Origin of the sequence: Paenibacillus sp. BSR1-1, assembly GCF_030403775.1 — a bacterium.
Classification (GTDB): domain Bacteria; phylum Bacillota; class Bacilli; order Bacillales; family Cytobacillaceae; genus Neobacillus.
This window is the reverse complement of sequence record NZ_JAQMWQ010000006.1, coordinates 253,066-268,878: the sequence shown is the minus strand read 5'-3', so window position 1 is coordinate 268,878 and position 15,813 is coordinate 253,066. Positions and strand designations below refer to the sequence as shown.

16 protein-coding genes and 1 other annotated feature are annotated in these 15,813 nt (G+C 39.0%); of the genes, 5 read left to right on the top strand and 11 right to left on the bottom strand.

Translation table 11 applies throughout. From position 1 onward, the window contains the following. Positions 1-230, top strand: a 230-nt coding sequence (locus PH210_RS12855) for a hypothetical protein (RefSeq protein WP_289985845.1), incomplete at its 5' end; no start/stop codon positions are given. A gap of 12 nt (positions 231-242) precedes the next feature. Here PH210_RS12855 and proS read toward each other — a convergent pair. Further along, positions 243-1,673 (bottom strand): proline--tRNA ligase, encoded by a 1,431-nt coding sequence (proS, locus tag PH210_RS12850; protein WP_483312104.1) that lies wholly within the window; start codon positions 1,671-1,673, stop codon positions 243-245. 279 nt (positions 1,674-1,952) lie between these two features. After that, positions 1,953-2,167, bottom strand: a binding site (T-box leader). 144 nt (positions 2,168-2,311) lie between these two features. On the opposite strand from proS, the gene PH210_RS12845 reads away from it, so the two are divergent. Both PH210_RS12845 and PH210_RS12840 read left to right on the top strand, forming a co-directional pair. After that, positions 2,312-2,452: a hypothetical protein gene (locus tag PH210_RS12845; protein WP_289985841.1), complete on the top strand. Its 141-nt coding sequence runs from the start codon at positions 2,312-2,314 to the stop codon at positions 2,450-2,452. 108 nt (positions 2,453-2,560) lie between these two features. Continuing rightward, positions 2,561-3,448 carry a cupredoxin domain-containing protein gene (locus PH210_RS12840; protein WP_289985840.1) on the top strand — a complete coding sequence of 296 codons (888 nt, stop codon included), beginning with the start codon at positions 2,561-2,563 and terminating at the stop codon, positions 3,446-3,448. Positions 3,449-3,496: 48 nt separating this feature from the next. Here the strand turns inward: PH210_RS12840 and PH210_RS12835 are convergent, their stop codons facing one another. From PH210_RS12835 to PH210_RS12805, 7 genes are all read right to left on the bottom strand, one after another. Then, positions 3,497-4,033, bottom strand: a complete 537-nt coding sequence (locus PH210_RS12835) for a PepSY-associated TM helix domain-containing protein (RefSeq protein ID WP_289985837.1) — start codon at positions 4,031-4,033, stop codon at positions 3,497-3,499. Positions 4,034-4,133: 100 nt separating this feature from the next. Next, positions 4,134-5,402: a sensor histidine kinase gene (locus PH210_RS12830; protein ID WP_289985835.1), complete on the bottom strand. Its 1,269-nt coding sequence runs from the start codon at positions 5,400-5,402 to the stop codon at positions 4,134-4,136. A gap of 9 nt (positions 5,403-5,411) precedes the next feature. After that, the gene (locus PH210_RS12825; RefSeq protein ID WP_289985833.1) at positions 5,412-6,083 is read right to left on the bottom strand and encodes a response regulator transcription factor; all 672 of its coding nucleotides are present in this window, start codon (positions 6,081-6,083) and stop codon (positions 5,412-5,414) included. A 95-nt stretch (positions 6,084-6,178) separates the two neighbouring features. Next, entirely contained in the window at positions 6,179-7,354 is a 1,176-nt protein-coding gene (locus PH210_RS12820) for an ABC transporter permease (protein WP_354669985.1), read from the bottom strand. Continuing rightward, positions 7,323-8,000, bottom strand: coding sequence for an ABC transporter ATP-binding protein (locus tag PH210_RS12815; protein ID WP_483312111.1), 678 nt, complete (start codon positions 7,998-8,000; stop codon positions 7,323-7,325). The genes PH210_RS12820 and PH210_RS12815 overlap by 32 nt, the downstream gene beginning before the upstream one ends. Positions 8,001-8,032: 32 nt before the next feature. Further along, positions 8,033-9,010, bottom strand: a complete 978-nt coding sequence (locus PH210_RS12810) for an efflux RND transporter periplasmic adaptor subunit (RefSeq protein ID WP_289985827.1) — start codon at positions 9,008-9,010, stop codon at positions 8,033-8,035. Between the two features lie 142 nt (positions 9,011-9,152). Continuing rightward, complete coding sequence (locus PH210_RS12805; RefSeq protein WP_289985826.1) at positions 9,153-9,692, bottom strand: GNAT family N-acetyltransferase; 540 nt, start codon at positions 9,690-9,692, stop codon at positions 9,153-9,155. Positions 9,693-9,831: 139 nt separating this feature from the next. Here PH210_RS12805 and PH210_RS12800 point away from each other — a divergent pair, with 139 nt between their 5' ends. Next, positions 9,832-11,310 carry a TerD family protein gene (locus PH210_RS12800; protein ID WP_289985825.1) on the top strand — a complete coding sequence of 493 codons (1,479 nt, stop codon included), beginning with the start codon at positions 9,832-9,834 and terminating at the stop codon, positions 11,308-11,310. 48 nt (positions 11,311-11,358) lie between these two features. Here PH210_RS12800 and selB read toward each other — a convergent pair whose 3' ends face one another. The 3 genes from selB to PH210_RS12785 form a co-directional block, all read right to left on the bottom strand. Next, a complete protein-coding gene (selB, locus tag PH210_RS12795) occupies positions 11,359-13,242 on the bottom strand; it encodes a selenocysteine-specific translation elongation factor (RefSeq protein ID WP_289985823.1) in 1,884 nt (627 codons plus the stop codon). 71 nt (positions 13,243-13,313) lie between these two features. Beyond that, the gene (gene coaW / locus PH210_RS12790; protein ID WP_483312103.1) at positions 13,314-14,120 is read right to left on the bottom strand and encodes a type II pantothenate kinase; all 807 of its coding nucleotides are present in this window, start codon (positions 14,118-14,120) and stop codon (positions 13,314-13,316) included. Further along, positions 14,095-14,613 (bottom strand): hypothetical protein, encoded by a 519-nt coding sequence (locus tag PH210_RS12785; RefSeq protein WP_289985820.1) that lies wholly within the window; start codon positions 14,611-14,613, stop codon positions 14,095-14,097. The genes coaW and PH210_RS12785 overlap by 26 nt, the downstream gene beginning before the upstream one ends. 656 nt (positions 14,614-15,269) lie before the next feature. Between PH210_RS12785 and PH210_RS12780 the strand changes: the two genes are divergently transcribed. Continuing rightward, positions 15,270-15,809 carry a hypothetical protein gene (locus PH210_RS12780; RefSeq protein ID WP_289985819.1) on the top strand — a complete coding sequence of 180 codons (540 nt, stop codon included), beginning with the start codon at positions 15,270-15,272 and terminating at the stop codon, positions 15,807-15,809. Positions 15,810-15,813: the final 4 nt, after the last annotated feature.

Here is a 15,813-nt window from a genome sequence, read left to right as displayed (position 1 = left end):
AGAGGCCTCCAAGCGAAGTGGATACGAAGCGCGGAAGAAAAAAATACGCCACAACCTGGCCGAAAAATATCTTTTTTATTGACGGAAGTCCAAAATTCGCCGATAAACTAGTCAGAATCGCTGATAAACTCCTAAAATTCGCCGATAAAAATAAAATGTCTCGACTTGAATCTCTTTTAAGAAGCATAAACTATTCAAAAAAGGCCATTCCACAATGGAATGGCCCATAAAAAAAGAAATTTTTAGTATGCTTTTGCCCAATAAACCATCTTATCTGCTTCTTTTCCGCAGCAAACACAGTTTTCAGACAGTTTTTCCTGCTCGAATGGGATACAACGAGATGTTGCCGTCGTGTCTTCTTTAATTTTTTCCTCGCAGGCTAACTCGCCGCACCACATTGCTTTGATAAAGCCTGGTTTTGCTTCCAGTGATTCCTTTAATTCAGCAAGTGTCAAAGCAACAGTGGTTCTTTCTTCACGATGATTCAAGGCTTTGTTGTATAAATTGCTTTGAATGTCATCCAATAATTCAACTAATTTTGTTTCTAATTGATCCAAAGAAACAATTACCTTTTCTAATGTATCCCGTCTTACTAAGACAACTTGCTTGTTCTCAATGTCCTTAGGTCCGACTTCCAGACGAACTGGAATTCCCTTCATTTCGTACTCATTGAATTTCCAGCCTGGTTTTTTGTCGCTGGCATCAATATCAACACGAGCAACCGCCCCAAGTGAATTTTTCAAATCATAGGCAAAATCAAGCACGCCTTCTTTATGCTGCGCAATTGGCACTATCATGACTTGAGTAGGTGCTGCTTTTGGTGGAATCACAAGGCCGCGGTCGTCGCCGTGAACCATGATTAGTGCTCCAATAATTCTGGTTGTAAAGCCCCATGATGTTTGGTGAACATATTGAAGCTTACCTTCTTTGTCTGTATATTGAATGCCGAATGCTTCAGCAAATCCTGTTCCAAAGTGATGGGAAGTTCCAGACTGTAATGCTTTTCCGTCATGCATCAAGCTTTCAATTGTAAAAGTCGCTTTGGCTCCAGCAAATTTTTCCTTTTCAGTCTTTTGTCCTTTTACAACCGGAATCGCAAGAATTTCTTCACAAATGGCTGCATACACATTCAGCATTTTAATTGTTTCTTCCATCGCGTCCTCATCTGTCGCATGGGCCGTGTGACCTTCCTGCCATAAGAACTCTAATGTCCGCAAGAATGGACGTGTTGTTTTTTCCCAGCGGACTACGTTAGCCCATTGGTTATATAGCTTTGGTAAATCTCTATAGGAATGGATGATATTTTTGTAATGCTCGCAGAATAAAACCTCAGAAGTCGGACGGACAACTAATCTCTCAGCCAATTCTTCAGAACCGCCATGTGTTACCCACGCTACTTCAGGAGCAAAACCTTCAACATGATCCTTTTCTTTTTGAAGCAGGCTTTCTGGGATGAATAATGGCATATATACATTTTCATGCCCTGTTTCTTTAATGCGGCGGTCAAGTTCATTTTTAATATTATCCCATAAAGCATAACCGTATGGGCGGATAATCATCGAACCGCGGACGCTTGAATAATCAATTAAATCAGCTTTTGTGACAACATCTGTATACCACTGGGCGAAATCCTCGTCCATGCTGGTTACGTCTTTTACAAATTCCTTTGCCATTTTTGACACCTCATTGATAATATTTAATTAAAATTTCGACTTTGAGAATAGTCTAGCTCCAGCGCCCAGCGGCTAGTGTCCTTCGCTCTTCTCCCTACGATAAGTCAACATCGAATCGCTGCCGCTCTTCGTGTTTCCTTTATCTCAGTCGAAGCGCTCCACAAGGAATGCTTCGGCAGCATTGACATCGCACGAAGGAAAAGCGTTAGCTTTTCCGAGGAGGCCATACGCCGCTAAACGTGCGCTTCCGCTTTTCAATATAAAAAGGCCTTGATCCTAAAAAGGGACCAAGGCCTGGCGGTACCACCCTAAATTTATAAAGCAATTGCTTTAAACTCTTTGCATGATAACGGATTTTATCCGCATGTATCTTCAAAATATCCGATACAGAACTCAGAGGCAGGTTCAAATGAGGATCTTAAGAAACCTCGCACCAATGGTTTCCTCTCTTTGTAAGACCGTTTCAATTTACTAGTCCTCGTCAATGTTTCAATAGTATTTTTTGAAAATTATATATGTCCCAATCCAAAAAGTCAAATCTTATTTTGGGATATTTTTCATTACAACCAAATTACCACTTTCAACATATAGATAAATCGGGTAAAATGCAAATAATTAGGAATTACGGGGTGATTTGCATGAAAAAAGAAGACAAGGATGAACTCGAGCAGGAGGAAGAAGAAAAAGAATTATTGCTTGAATTGATTAGAATGCAAAATGAAACCCTAAAACGCATTTATAAAAATACACTAGATAAAGAAAATCACTCAAAGCCTTAATATTCATAAAACGTTCAATTGCCCATAACTCCTAGTGACATATTTGCATTTATAATATTCTTATGTTGTTTAATCTAATAAACCCTAGCAACATAAGAGGAGATTAATATGGACATTTTTTCGATTATTTCAGCAGCTATTGTTACGATTTGCTCAGGATATTCCATTTTTCTAGTTTACCACAATAAAACCAAACTGGCAGGAACACAAGGTGTCATGATTAGTATGGTCATAGCGGTTATCACCGGCCTGCTTTCAGGGAGTATCATCGGCATTTTATCCGGGGAGACCTTTCTTGTCGTGGGAGTCAGTATGATAATTGGATTCGTTATTGGGTTCTTAGCCGGACATCCAATTGGATTATTGGCAATATTAATGGGCTCAATTGCGGGTTTGTTAGGTGGTATTAATGGCGCGATACTCGGAGTATTTCTTCAATTTATAAACCCTTCAATTTTATTAGGTATTTTAGTTGGTTTTTATATTCTTATCATCGGTTTTGTCATTGTTTATATTTTTGTAGCGACAAATAGTAAATACTCATTAAATGTCGAAGAACTGTCACCATATGCGATTATTGGTGCAGGAATCGTGCTTGTTTCCTTATTTTTATACATGTATTCGAGCGATATGGTCAAAATACCAGGCCAAACAGAAACCGCTCAAGCTCAAACCCAAACTCAAACCACTAAGGAGACTGCAAATACAGAAGTAGATGTGACAAAGGAACAAACTCCAAAAGTAAAAATGCTTGTAACCGAAAAGGGATATAGCCCTAACGTAATCAGAGTTAAAAAAGGAGTGCCTGTTGAACTGGAAATCAAAAATCCGCTTGAGAACAGTTGTTTATCCACTTTTATGATTCCAGATTTTAATATTAATAAGGTTAACCTTAAGACCGGTACAACCAATCTTACCTTTACACCGGACAAATCAGGGGAATATACCTTTAGCTGCGGAATGCAAATGTTTAAAGGAACTATCATTGTAGAATAGAATTATGAAAAGCACATGGGGCATTCACCCGTGTGCTTTTCCCATTTATTAATCTACTAATACCTCAAAATCTTCTTCTTGACGTTTTCTTCTTTTTCGATCGGCACTGAGAACTTTAAGTGATAAATAGATACCTGACCCCGTTAAAAAAATCATGGCAATTGCAGTAAGATCGATCAACCATTTGATGTTTGTATTGCCAATTCTCCCTTCATGCAGACCCCTAATCGTGCTTAAGATTGAGCCCTGGCCCATACCTTCACCTCGTGTTCTGAAAGCGAAGTTACCGTTATTCCCAACACCTGGTGGTCTTTGGAATTGACCATTCGCCTGTCCTGGTGTTTGACTGTTCGCTTGTCCTGAATTTTGACTCGTCCCCTGGCCTCCTTGGTCTTGATTAAATTGACCTCGATTAAATTGTCTTTGGTTGAATTGTCCTGGTTGGAAATTACCGCGGCCTCCTTCAACCTGGGCTTGTCCAATGAGCCAAGGTTCGTTCATCAGCAGTCCCGTAATCGACTCCATTAAGATTAAAACAGAAGTAATTAAGCCGATCCACAAATGGGCTCTTCTCATTTTTTTCATATAAATTTTCTCCCTTCAAATTCCATGCTGTTTTTGGACAATTTAATAAGCATATTATGAAGGGGTTTCCTTAAGATTTTCTTAAAAAAAGAACCCAAATTTAATTTTTTTGGGTTCTTGGGAAAATGATTTCAATTGTCGTACCCTTTCCAAGGGTGCTTTGAACTTTTGTTTTTCCATGATGTTTCTCAATGATCCATTTGGCGATGGATAATCCAAGACCGGTTCCTTCAGCGGCTGTCCGGGCTTTATCACTTTGATAAAAACGGTCAAAGATTTTAGGTATATCTTTTTCAGGAATACCGATTCCATTATCCTTTACCTCTAAGATAATCGAAGAATGGGTCTGCCTGCAGGAAAGCAGGATATCCCCTCCTTCGTTTGTGTATTTCATCGCATTATCTAACAAAATAACAATCAGCTGATGAATCCTTTCTTTGTCCGCATAAAATTTAACTGGTTCATTAGCTTCTAACCGAAGCGACTTTTCTTGGTACATCGCGATTTCTTCATAGTGTTGGAGGATTTCCTTTATAAGGGCATCCAACTGAAACGAATCTTTCTTCATTTCGATTTGATCGGAGTCAGATCGTGCCAGCGTTAAAAGGTTAGCTACCAGCTTGGACATGCGTCTTGATTCGGTAGAAATCGCAGACACATCGAGTATTTTATCCTGTACGGTGGCGGAAGGACTTCGGAACAATAAATCCGTCTTTGCCTGGATAACTGCGAGCGGCGTCCTTAGCTCATGTGAAGCGTCAGATACAAATTCCTGCTGCTTTTGCCAGGCGTTTTTAATCGGGACCAGCGCCTTGCCAGCCAAGAAATAACCCGCCACAATCGCACAGATAATTCCAAGCCCACAGCCTATAAGCATAATTAACAAAAGCCTATCCAACAATTCCTTTTCTGAGTTCACATTACGAATGAATTGAACAGTTATTTTCCCCAATACAGGAGTATCCACTTTAAAAGCTATATATCGATACGAAAAGTTCTCTACATCAACATCCTGCAAAGTTTTTAACTTTTTCGGGCGAATAAATTTTTCCTTATCTTGAAAAAGCTCAGATTCCCGGTTTTGTTCTGCTAAAAGATTGTTATTGTCATCCCAAATCAAGGTCATGATTCGCGGGTCTCTCCGAATGAATCTCGGTCCAGCACCTTCTATATCATGCTTACCACTTATCCCGGGCGGCCGTTGGTCTTGGACTTCAATATGGTTAAGGGATTCCATCAACGATTGATTAACATCCTTATAAATTCGATTTTCTGTATAAAAATAAATGATGCTGCCAAGGATGCTAATCAAAATGATAAAGACCAAGGAGTTTAACAGAGTAAGTCTAATATGTGTTTGACGAAACATGATATACCTCTATTCCTCGCTCAGCATATATCCTACGCCACGAATCGTTTTGATATCTGCATGATACCCATATGGTTCTAGTTTTTTACGAAGATGGTGCATAAACACTTCGACTATTGCTATTGTCGTATCGGAATCAAAGCCCCAAACCCTGTCATAAATTTGTTCTTTTGTTAAAATCGCTCCTTTGTTTTGGATTAAATATTCCAATAGCTCATATTGCTTAGTGGTAAGCTTAATAGAATCACCATCGACTTGAATATCTCTTTCCTTCCCAATCAGCTCAATTCCTCGATACTGAATCGTTTGATTGGTCGTTAAACTACCGCTTCTTCTTAATAATGCCCGAATTCTTGCTTTTAGCTCAGCAGCCTGAAACGGCTTTACTAAATAATCGTCACCGCCAAAGTCCAAACCTTTTACGCGATCCTCTAAGGAATCCCTGGCTGTCAAAAATAGGACAGGTATTTTGATGCCGTCCCGCCGGATGGCTTGCAGCACTTCAAATCCGTCAATTTCAGGAATCATTACATCCAAAACAATCGCATCATGAATATTCTGCATCGCTAAGAACAATGCGTCCTCCCCATTGGATGCTTGATCCACTTCAAATTCATCCGATAATAGCTCGACAATAGATTCTAACAATGGAAGATTGTCTTCTACAACTAATAACCGCATATAATCTCTCCAATTTTAATAAAGGCTTATTTTAATGCATTCATTATATAGCAAACGGAGCGGACACTACATATTCGAGCCCGCCCTAAACTTAATTATTCATAACGAAGGGCTTGAATCGGGTTTAATTTAGATGCTTTATTAGCAGGGAACACCCCGAATACCACACCGACAGCCAATGAGAATAAGAAGGATAAAAGCATTACGGATGAAGTAAAGGAAACGGTTAAGCTTAGAATAGAGGAAAGTATTTTCCCTATTCCGACTCCGGCTAGTATGCCGATTAGACCTCCCACACCACTTAATACGACTGCTTCAATAAGGAATTGAAGAAGAACATCACGCCTTTTCGCTCCAATGGCTTTCCGAATCCCGATTTCCTTAGTACGTTCTGATACAGAAACTAGCATGATATTCATTATGCCAATCCCGCCAACTAATAAGGAAATGCTGGCAATTCCGCCTAACATCATCGTCATTGTACTGGATACAGAGCTCATCGTATCCATGATATCCTGTTGGTTTGTCACACTATAGGAATCACTTTTGCCCGGATACATGGAAGCCATTGCCATTTCTACTTCATTCATGACAAAATCCATTTGATCCTCGCTTTTTCCTTGTAAATAAACTTGATTAATCGATGTGCTTTTCACTAAACGCTGTCCGGTGCTTAGCGGGACAATTACGACATTGTCGCCGCTTTGACCTAGGGAACTTCCTTTAGATACGAGAACCCCGACAACTTTAAAAGATGTTCCTTCAATTTGAATATAATGACCTACAGGATTTTCCGCACCAAAAAAGGTGGAGGCTGTTTCCGAGCCGATAACAGCAATTTTCTGTCTATATTCTATATCCAAATCGTTAATAAAACGTCCATTACTTACCTTAGTATCCCGAACTTTGGAATAATCGGCATTAGTCCCAGTTAACGTAACTTGTGAGGTGGTACGATCCTTCTTCACGTTTACACGGCCCGAAACAACTGGGGATAATGCTTTAACTCCATTCAGTTTACTTAGCACATTTATTTTATCTTCTGTTAGGGTTAAATCCGTGCCAAAAGTATTGATTGTCAAAAGATTTGTCCCTAGTTGATTGATTTGGCTGGTTACGTTCTTTGCCGAACCTTGGGCTATAGAGACAAGCACGATGACGGAGGAAACACCAATGATCATGCCGAGCATGGTTAATGCTGACCTTAGTTTATTACTTTGAATGCTCCGCAATGCCATTTTAATAGATTGCAAAATTCCCAATGAGTTCACCCCCATTCTCCTGAAGCTGTCCGTCCTGAATGCTGACCATTCGCCTTGCTTCTTTAGCAATCGCTAAATCGTGGGTAATTAAAACAATCGTATGGCCTAACTCGTTTAATTCTTTCATTACTTGCAGTATTTCTTTGCTGGTTTTGCTGTCAAGCGCACCTGTCGGTTCATCAGCGAGTAGGATTGCAGGATTTCCAACAAGGGCTCTAGCAATCGCTACCCGCTGCTGCTGGCCACCTGAAAGCTGTGTTGGTAAATGTCCTGCCCGCTCTTTCAATCCAACCTTACTAAGGCCCGCTAACGCTCTCTCCCGCCGCTCTTTTGCGGGAACACCTCTATATAACATGGGCAGTTCCACATTTTCAAGTGCGGTTAATTTTGTTAATAGGTTAAAGTTTTGAAAAATAAATCCGATTTTTTGATTCCGAATCGTTGCTAACTGATTATCATTCATTTTTCCAATATCCTTACCATCAAGGAGATATTTACCGGCATTCGGTCGGTCCAGGCAGCCAATCATGTTCATTAAGGTTGATTTACCTGAACCTGAAGGACCGATAATAGCTAAAAATTCTCCTTTTTCGATCTCAAGAGAAACATTATTTAAGGCATGAACCGTTTCACCACCGAGTTTATAGGTTTTCATTAAATTACTAATTTGGATAATCGGTCTCACCACTAGTTTCCGCCCCTTCCACCAAATTGCCTTTGTCCGGTTCCGCTGCGGTTAAAGCCTCCAGTGTTACCGAAACCGCCGAATCCCCCTCCAAAGCCGCTGCCCTGCATCATTCTTTGGCCATTATTCGAGGTGCTTCCTGTGGCTAATTGGGGTAACTGAACGGTTTCTCCTGCCGTTACTCCATCGATAATCTCCACATAATCTTCATTTGCTAATCCCGTTTTAACATTTTTTTGCACGGCCCCTGAATTTTGATTTGTTGTTTCTGATGATGCGATAATGACATATTTTTGATTATTGGACGTGTAAATGGCATCAAGTGGTACATAAAGGGCATTATCTTTACTTGCGGTTAAAATACTGGCTTCTGTACTCATCCCGACTTTGAGGTTGTCGGGTTTATCGATATGGATTGTTACATCAAAGGTAGAAACTCCATTTGTTGAGGTCCCTTCCTCGGCAATGGCTGTAACTTTTCCAGTGTACGGTTGGTCTGGAAAGGCATTTACTTTTAAACTAACCGATTGGTCTTTTTTAATTTTTGGAATATCAAGTTCATCAATTTGAACGACGGTTTGTAAATCTTTGTAGTTTGTTAAATGGGCAACAACTTGTCCGTTTGTCACACGTTCTCCTGCAGTAACAGATATGGTAGTGACAACACCATCAGCAGGCGCTGTAACAGGGTCACTTCCGTCAGTAAACGTAATAAGCTCGTCCCCTTTCTTTACTTCGTCACCTGCAGCGGCTAACACTTCATCTATTTCGTTGTTATCAATCTTTGATTTAATATCTTCACTCGTAACTGGCTGTACGGTTCCAGAACCACTGATCTTCACTTCTAATTTGCCTTGTTGGACAACAGCAGTCCTTACACTGGCTGAAGCCGTTTGTGTGCTATTTTTTGATGAATACCATTGGTAGCTAACAAATCCTGCTACTAAAACACCCAAAGCAATATAGATCCATTTTTTCATTTTTGCCTGCTCCTTTTTAATCCAGGCCGCTTGCCTGGAGATGAAATATTTTGGAATAAGCCTATTATTCCATTCAATTCTTAACTTTTCCTTAATGGAAATAATTGAAGCACGCTGAAACTTGAATCAGCGTGCTTCTTTTCTATTTTAATAGATTAAAATATTCCGTATTTACTATTCCATAGTAAGAAAGGTCTTCGTATTCTCCCCATTTAAGGACATGCTGCTTTAAGGTGCCTTCATGCTTCATCCCAATTTTCTCCATAATTCTCCAAGAGCCTTGATTGTTCGTAAATGCTGCTGCAAAAATTCGATTTAGATGGAGTTCTTCAAAGCCAAGTTTAATAACTGCCTTTGCTGCCTCGGTTCCATATCCCCTTCGCCAATATTCCTTTCCAATCCAATAAGACAGTTCCCCTCTTTCATGGTGAATATTGATCGAAAGGTTAATAATGCCTATAAATACACCATCCTCTTTTTTTGTGATGGCTAAAATAACAAGCTTTCCCTCTTTCTCAGCACCATTCATCTTTATAATAAACTGCTTCGCAGCTCCTTTTGGATAAGGATACGGAATTGTCAATGTAGTTTTTGCTATTTCATAATCTCCAGCAAGTTCTTCCACCCGTTCTGCATCACTTAATAGCAAAGGCCTCAGCAGTAATCGTTCCGTTTCAATCATATCTTTATCCCTTCCGTATTGCATTTTTTATTCATTTTAGCATAATATTCCATTATGAAATGACGAAAACTATTTTTAATGAAACTTTTCTAAAGTTAAACCGTACATATTATTAATTAATAAATTAGGAGTGAAAAGTGTGGGTGTTACGCTTAGTAAAGGCCAGAAGGTGGATTTGACTAAATCCCATCCCGGTCTTCAAAACGTTGTTGTCGGCCTGGGATGGAATATTAATAACCTGGGTTCTAATTTTGATTTGGATGCTTCGGCATTTTTATTGGGTGCCACTGGAAAGGTAAACAACGATCAAGATTTTGTTTTTTATAACAATCCCTCGGGTGGAAATGGTTCCATCCTATATAGTGGAGATAATCGTATTGGATCCGGAGTAAGGGATGATGAACAAATCAGAATTGATTTAAACAGAGTTCCTGAACATATACACCGAATTGCATTCACAATAACAATTCATGATGCCCAAATAAAAAGGCAAAATTTCGGACAGGTATCCGATTCCTACGTGCGGATTTTTAATGAACTGACGAATGAGGAATTAATAAGATTTAACTTAGGAAGAGATTTCACAGTGGAAACTGCCATTGTCGCAGCAGAACTTTACCGCCATAATGGAGAATGGAAATTTAATGCGATTGCAAGCGGATTTCAAGGAGGTTTAGCAGCATTATGCATGAATTTTGGGATTACTGTTGACGATCCAGCCCCTTCCGTACCAATTCAGGCATCACCACAACAAAATTATCAACAGAGTCCTAGTGCCCAAAATTCATATCAGCAAAATACAAGTAATCATAATCCATATCAGCAAAACCAAACTCAATATGATCCATATAGCCAAAGTCAAAATAACCAACATAGTTTTCAGCAGCCCATTCATTTGCAGCCCGAATCATCAAATCGGCAGCCTGCTTTTGGATATCCAGCGCAGAGCTATTCAACATCCTCACCTTCTCCACATACATATGGCGGGGATGACATCCTATGTCCGCGCTGTCACTCTACGAACGTAAGGACTGGCAAGAAGGGTTTTGGTCTAGGAAAAGCAGCTGTTGGGGGTCTGATTCTTGGTCCTGTTGGCCTGCTCGGTGGTTTTATTGGGAAAAACCAGTTAAAGTTTACTTGTAACAATTGTGGAAGCACCTGGTCTCCTTCCAATACAGATTATATGGAATGGGCCAATACGCAAAAGAGGAAAGCACAAGAATTATTTAATCGTTATAAAAGCCAGGATGTTTTAGAGGCAGTTGTGGCCGCTTGTGCATTGACAGCCATGGCGGATGGATACTTAGATGCTTCAGAAAGGCAAAAGATGCTCGATTTTGTTCATCAAAGTGAGGAATTAAGAGTTTTTGATACCAACAAAGTTATTCAGAAATTCAATATGTTCATTTCTAAAATGGAACATGACCGGATGATGGGCCGGGCTGAAGCCTTCCGTGCCTTAGGTAAAATAAGGACGAAACCAGAAATCGCCCGATTAGTGGCCCGCTATTGTATTGCCATTGGATATGCTGATGGGCAATTTGATCAAAATGAACAACAGATGGTGGCTGACATTTGCCGTGAGCTGGGGCTAAATCCAGCTGAGTTCCTATCTTAAATTCACATAGCAAAAGCCTCGTTCCAGAACTGGAATCGAGGCTTTTTTTTATACTTTCCAAACCCGTTTATTTTCTACCCGCATAGTTAAACCTTGTGCATCCAATCGTTCTAAAAATGGAATCATGTATTTACGGGAAAGGTCTAGCACTTCCTTCGCTTCTCCTACATCAAACTCGGAGCCTGTTCGCGTTCGAAGCTTTTCCACTGCAGCTGCAAACACATCCCCATGATAAGCAAATTGTTCATCCAACGTAACAATTAAGGCTTCATCCTCCAGAAACCGCTTTAAATCAGATTCTAGATTTTCAGGAATACCCGCTGCTTTAAAATAATCTTTTACATAATGGACCTTTAATCCATCTTTTTTCATTTCCACCAACATATTTTCTGTCCTCTTTGCCCAGTTTTTCGTCACATGAGGAACAAAGGATGCTAATGAAACAAATTGTTCTTTTCGCTTAAATACGCTATTAGTGATTCCATTTTCAATAACATAATCCAGCAGCGACTTAGGAAATCTTTTTTGCATCGATTGAAGCAGTTCTGCTTTATTTAATCCCTGTTTCATCGAATGGGATTGATGAAACTCCTGCAATCTATCAATAATATCTTCTTCGATAGAATTGATTAGTAGTCGATGAGAGTATTCCTTTCCATTATATAAAACAAATTCTTCATCACCCATTTGTTTGTTTAAGGTTGTTTCATCAAGTGCAGTCCGCTTTATCAACTCAGAGAGCGGAAGACTTTTCGCTTCAAATAAAGCAGCGGTAATTCTTTCTTTCGGAGAACCTGCTTTTTTCTTTTCAAGTTCGTCAATTGTTTGATTCCCAAAACGATATTTTTGGCCTCTGGGGTCAATTACCCATCCGCCGCCAATTGTTTCCTGCGGGCTTGGTCTCCGTAAAATAAAACGGTCACCCCGCTTTGTGAGAATTTCTTCTTCAAGTCTTAGCTGGCAAAGAATTTCTCCATTTTCTTCTTTAATTTCATTTCGGTCAAAGAATACAATTCTTCCCATTACCTCTGCCGTACCAATATGGAGCTTAATTGGCATTCGCTGCTTAACCAAATGCTCGAGCTCATCAACAATTCGAATGGCGACATCAATAGTCTTCGTTACGATAAAATGCTCGGAAGAAACCAGCACATCCCCACGCTCCAGGTCTTCCTTAGAAACACCCGAGAGATTTATTGCGGCTCGCTGCCCTGCATAGGCTTTTTGAGCTGGATTATGATGGACTTGTATTTGACGGCTTCGAACCTCGATTCCTTTTGGCATGACTAGTAATGCTTGCCCTTCCTCGACTGTCCCTTCATATACCGTTCCACGAACAACTGTTCCCTGTCCCTTTACAGTGAATACCTGATCAATCGGAAGGCGAAAATCTCCTTTTGCATCACGCATTTCTTGTTCCTTTAATGTCTGAATAATCAATTCTTTAATTTCACTGATTCCTTTATGGGAAAGGCTGTCAACGAGCACAAAGGGTACACCCTCAAAAACTGTATCAGTAAGTTCTTCTAAAATATCATCCTTAACCAGTTCAATAAATTCCTCATCAACCCGGTCGATTTTCGTAATCGCTACTAAACCATTTTTCACACCCAAAAATTTTAGTATATCAAGATGTTCACGCGTTTGCGGCATGACTCCTTCATCTGCAGCCACGACGAGTACGACAAGGTCTATTCCAGCCACTCCAGCAATCATTTGCCTAATAAACCGTTCATGACCAGGAACGTCAATAACAGAGATCTGAATTTCTTCATCTTCATATAAGGGAGCAAATCCGAGTTCAATGGAGATTTGCCTTTCTTTTTCTTCTTTTAAACGGTCAGTATCGACATTGGTAAGCGCCTTTGTCAGAGACGTTTTACCATGATCGATATGTCCTGCCATACCAATCGTAAAATATCGTTTTTCCAAGTTTGCCACCTACTTTATCGGTCTTCCCCTTTACTGTAGCTTTAAAAGGAACATTGTTCAAGCGAACTTTTTTAGACAAAATCATAAGCCCCAACTGCACCACAATATTCCCCTTTACCTAAAAAAACTGCTTCTAGCTCGAATCTTTTCAAATAGTATTCTAGTGTTGATGTTAATGATTCATTTCCAATTAAGGTGCTCCCAATAAGGACAACTGATTTAACCTGATGAATAGCAGCAGCTTGCAGCGTCAAGAGGGCAATTGTTTCTGCGATCATATTTGTAACAGCAGCCATTCGATCGGCATCTGAATGCTTCACCTTTAATCCCTTTGCAAAGTTAGCTGCCGTTAGATGCCCATCAATTGGCGGTTCGGCCGATTCATAAATATCTTTTACCAGCAGATCAATATTCTCTTTCTCTCCTTTATTAGCAAGATGAATAAGATCCTGAAAATCTTCCTTTTTGGTTAATAGGGAGCCAAGCCCGATAAAGGTGCCTCCGCCAATTCCACTGCCAAGGATGCGCTCATACTTTTCCCCAGCTACTAAATGCCAGGATGTTCCCGTTCCAATGTTCACAATTAAAAAGTGTTGATTGCTTCTTTTCTTCTCCTCCAACATTAAAATCCTTGCACCCTCGCAGGTAGCTTGAAACTCAGGAATTAGTACAGCATTATGTAAATATTTTTTTTGAATAAGATGGGCCTTTCCTCCCGTTAAGCCGACACTTAGATTTGGAGCTGCTATTTTTAACCATGAAACTGCTTCATTTATTTGATTTATAGGATACTTTTTATAATGCTTTTTATTATTTTCCTGATAAACGATTTTCATAAGGGACCCGCCTGCGTCAATCCCTGCTTTTTGAAGTGTCAATCCTTTCACCTCCGTGGTTATATAGGAATCGATAAAATAAAACAAAAATAGATTGGACGAACAAATAAATACAGATGGAGTATATAATGTTATAGCCGCTTTTATATTTAAAAACGCCCATTTTATGATTGATCCATTCGATTCCAAGCGAGAAGGCAGTAGAGATTAGGATGAATAAAACTAGATGCTGATCCCTTATTCGAAGCTTTTTATAGAGGAGTAAAAAAATATAGCCGGCTGGAGGATACAGGAAATACACTAGAATATCCATGACGGTATAAGCAGGGCCGTCCATAATATCATACAAATCAATTGGTGTAGCACCGAAGGAATTATCAAAAATGGAAGATATTGTTAAAGTGAATAAAAAAATAAGAACGGTAAATTGCTTTGAAAATATCTTCGGGAGAAAAAAATAGATGATCCATGAGACAATTACGGCAGCAATGACAAAGTAATCATTTAGACCAAAACCTTTTTCTGTCCACATCATCTCCTATATCCGCCTCCTTCACACCTAAATGCTTAAACCACTTCAATGCAATAATCATAAAATACAAATATAGAAAATAATACACTAATGTAAAAAAATGATTCCATTTTTTGAAACTGTACAGTTCAAAACTGAGGCTTATTTTATCGAGCACCAAAATGATTAAACCATAAATGAGCAGGCTCATTAGCTTTTTACTTCTTGTACAGTTAAAAAATAGAAGTGAGAAAAATGAAACAAAAAAGGGTATAAACACGCTTCGAAAAAGGAGAAAGGCAATATACAATTTGGGATTTATTGTTGTTTTCATCCATTTAAATGTCTCAAATAAGCCTAAATAGGTATGTGAATTAATGAGGCAGCTTAGTAATACAAGAAAAGCCAATTCCTTTTTCGTGCCCCAGCTTTTCTTGCGATTAAAAATGAACAACCCCATCATCAGCCAACTTATGACAAAATAAAAGGTAATAACCATGTAATCTCCTTAATTGAACATTTTCCTTTCATTATATAATTTCCTTAATTTTAAAAAATACTTTATCGTTTCTAACTTGAAAAATTATTTTTTAGTAAGAAAAATTTTTTTAACACAAATAATCAAAAAATTGATATTATTCTGTTGGATTGAGAAAAAAATTGAAAAAAGGGGAATTTTCATGACTAGTAAAAATCAAAGAATCCATATGGGTGAACACACCATCGATGTGAAATCAACAAAAGAAGGCAGTGTTGTTGCCAGTCTAAGTTCTGGATTATCTTTTAAAGTGTTAGAGATGGAGAAAACCTCTAAAGGTGAAATTCGTTTAAAAGAGATGGAGCTTGGTTCTGCTCATATTTCATCTGAACATTTAGCAATCCTGCTGCACCATTCTAACTTAGCAGATGATGTTTTGAACTCTCTTGAAAAAGTGCGTCAATTAATGACAAAAACAGTTGATTCTGTTCAATTGGGAAATAGAAATATTGTTGTTACTGCTAATAAGAACGGCAGCAAAACAGCAAAGTTAAATTCCGGAAATAGTTTTGGAGTTATCGAGATGGAGAAGACCACTGATGGTATTCGTCTGAAAGAAATGGAAGCAGGGTCTGCATATTTAACTTCTGAAGAATTTGCTGCTGTATTATTTTATGCAGATTTAGATAAAGAATTGGAATCAGAAATCAAAAAGGTCAAAGAGTTTTACGGCAGAAAGTAATTTT

Excerpts from the sequence above, each read along its gene's own strand:
- proS (WP_483312104.1), bottom strand. The coding sequence starts at position 1,673 with ATGGCAAAGGAATTTGTAAAAGACGTAACCAGCATGGACGAGGATTTC.
- PH210_RS12845 (WP_289985841.1), top strand. The coding sequence starts at position 2,312 with ATGAAAAAAGAAGACAAGGATGAACTCGAGCAGGAGGAAGAAGAAAAA.
- PH210_RS12840 (WP_289985840.1), top strand. The coding sequence starts at position 2,561 with ATGGACATTTTTTCGATTATTTCAGCAGCTATTGTTACGATTTGCTCA.
- PH210_RS12835 (WP_289985837.1), bottom strand. The coding sequence starts at position 4,033 with ATGAAAAAAATGAGAAGAGCCCATTTGTGGATCGGCTTAATTACTTCT.
- PH210_RS12830 (WP_289985835.1), bottom strand. The coding sequence starts at position 5,402 with ATGTTTCGTCAAACACATATTAGACTTACTCTGTTAAACTCCTTGGTC.
- PH210_RS12825 (WP_289985833.1), bottom strand. The coding sequence starts at position 6,083 with ATGCGGTTATTAGTTGTAGAAGACAATCTTCCATTGTTAGAATCTATT.
- PH210_RS12815 (WP_483312111.1), bottom strand. The coding sequence starts at position 8,000 with ATGAAAACCTATAAACTCGGTGGTGAAACGGTTCATGCCTTAAATAAT.
- PH210_RS12810 (WP_289985827.1), bottom strand. The coding sequence starts at position 9,010 with ATGAAAAAATGGATCTATATTGCTTTGGGTGTTTTAGTAGCAGGATTT.
- PH210_RS12805 (WP_289985826.1), bottom strand. The coding sequence starts at position 9,692 with ATGATTGAAACGGAACGATTACTGCTGAGGCCTTTGCTATTAAGTGAT.
- PH210_RS12785 (WP_289985820.1), bottom strand. The coding sequence starts at position 14,613 with ATGATGTGGACAGAAAAAGGTTTTGGTCTAAATGATTACTTTGTCATT.
- PH210_RS12780 (WP_289985819.1), top strand. The coding sequence starts at position 15,270 with ATGACTAGTAAAAATCAAAGAATCCATATGGGTGAACACACCATCGAT.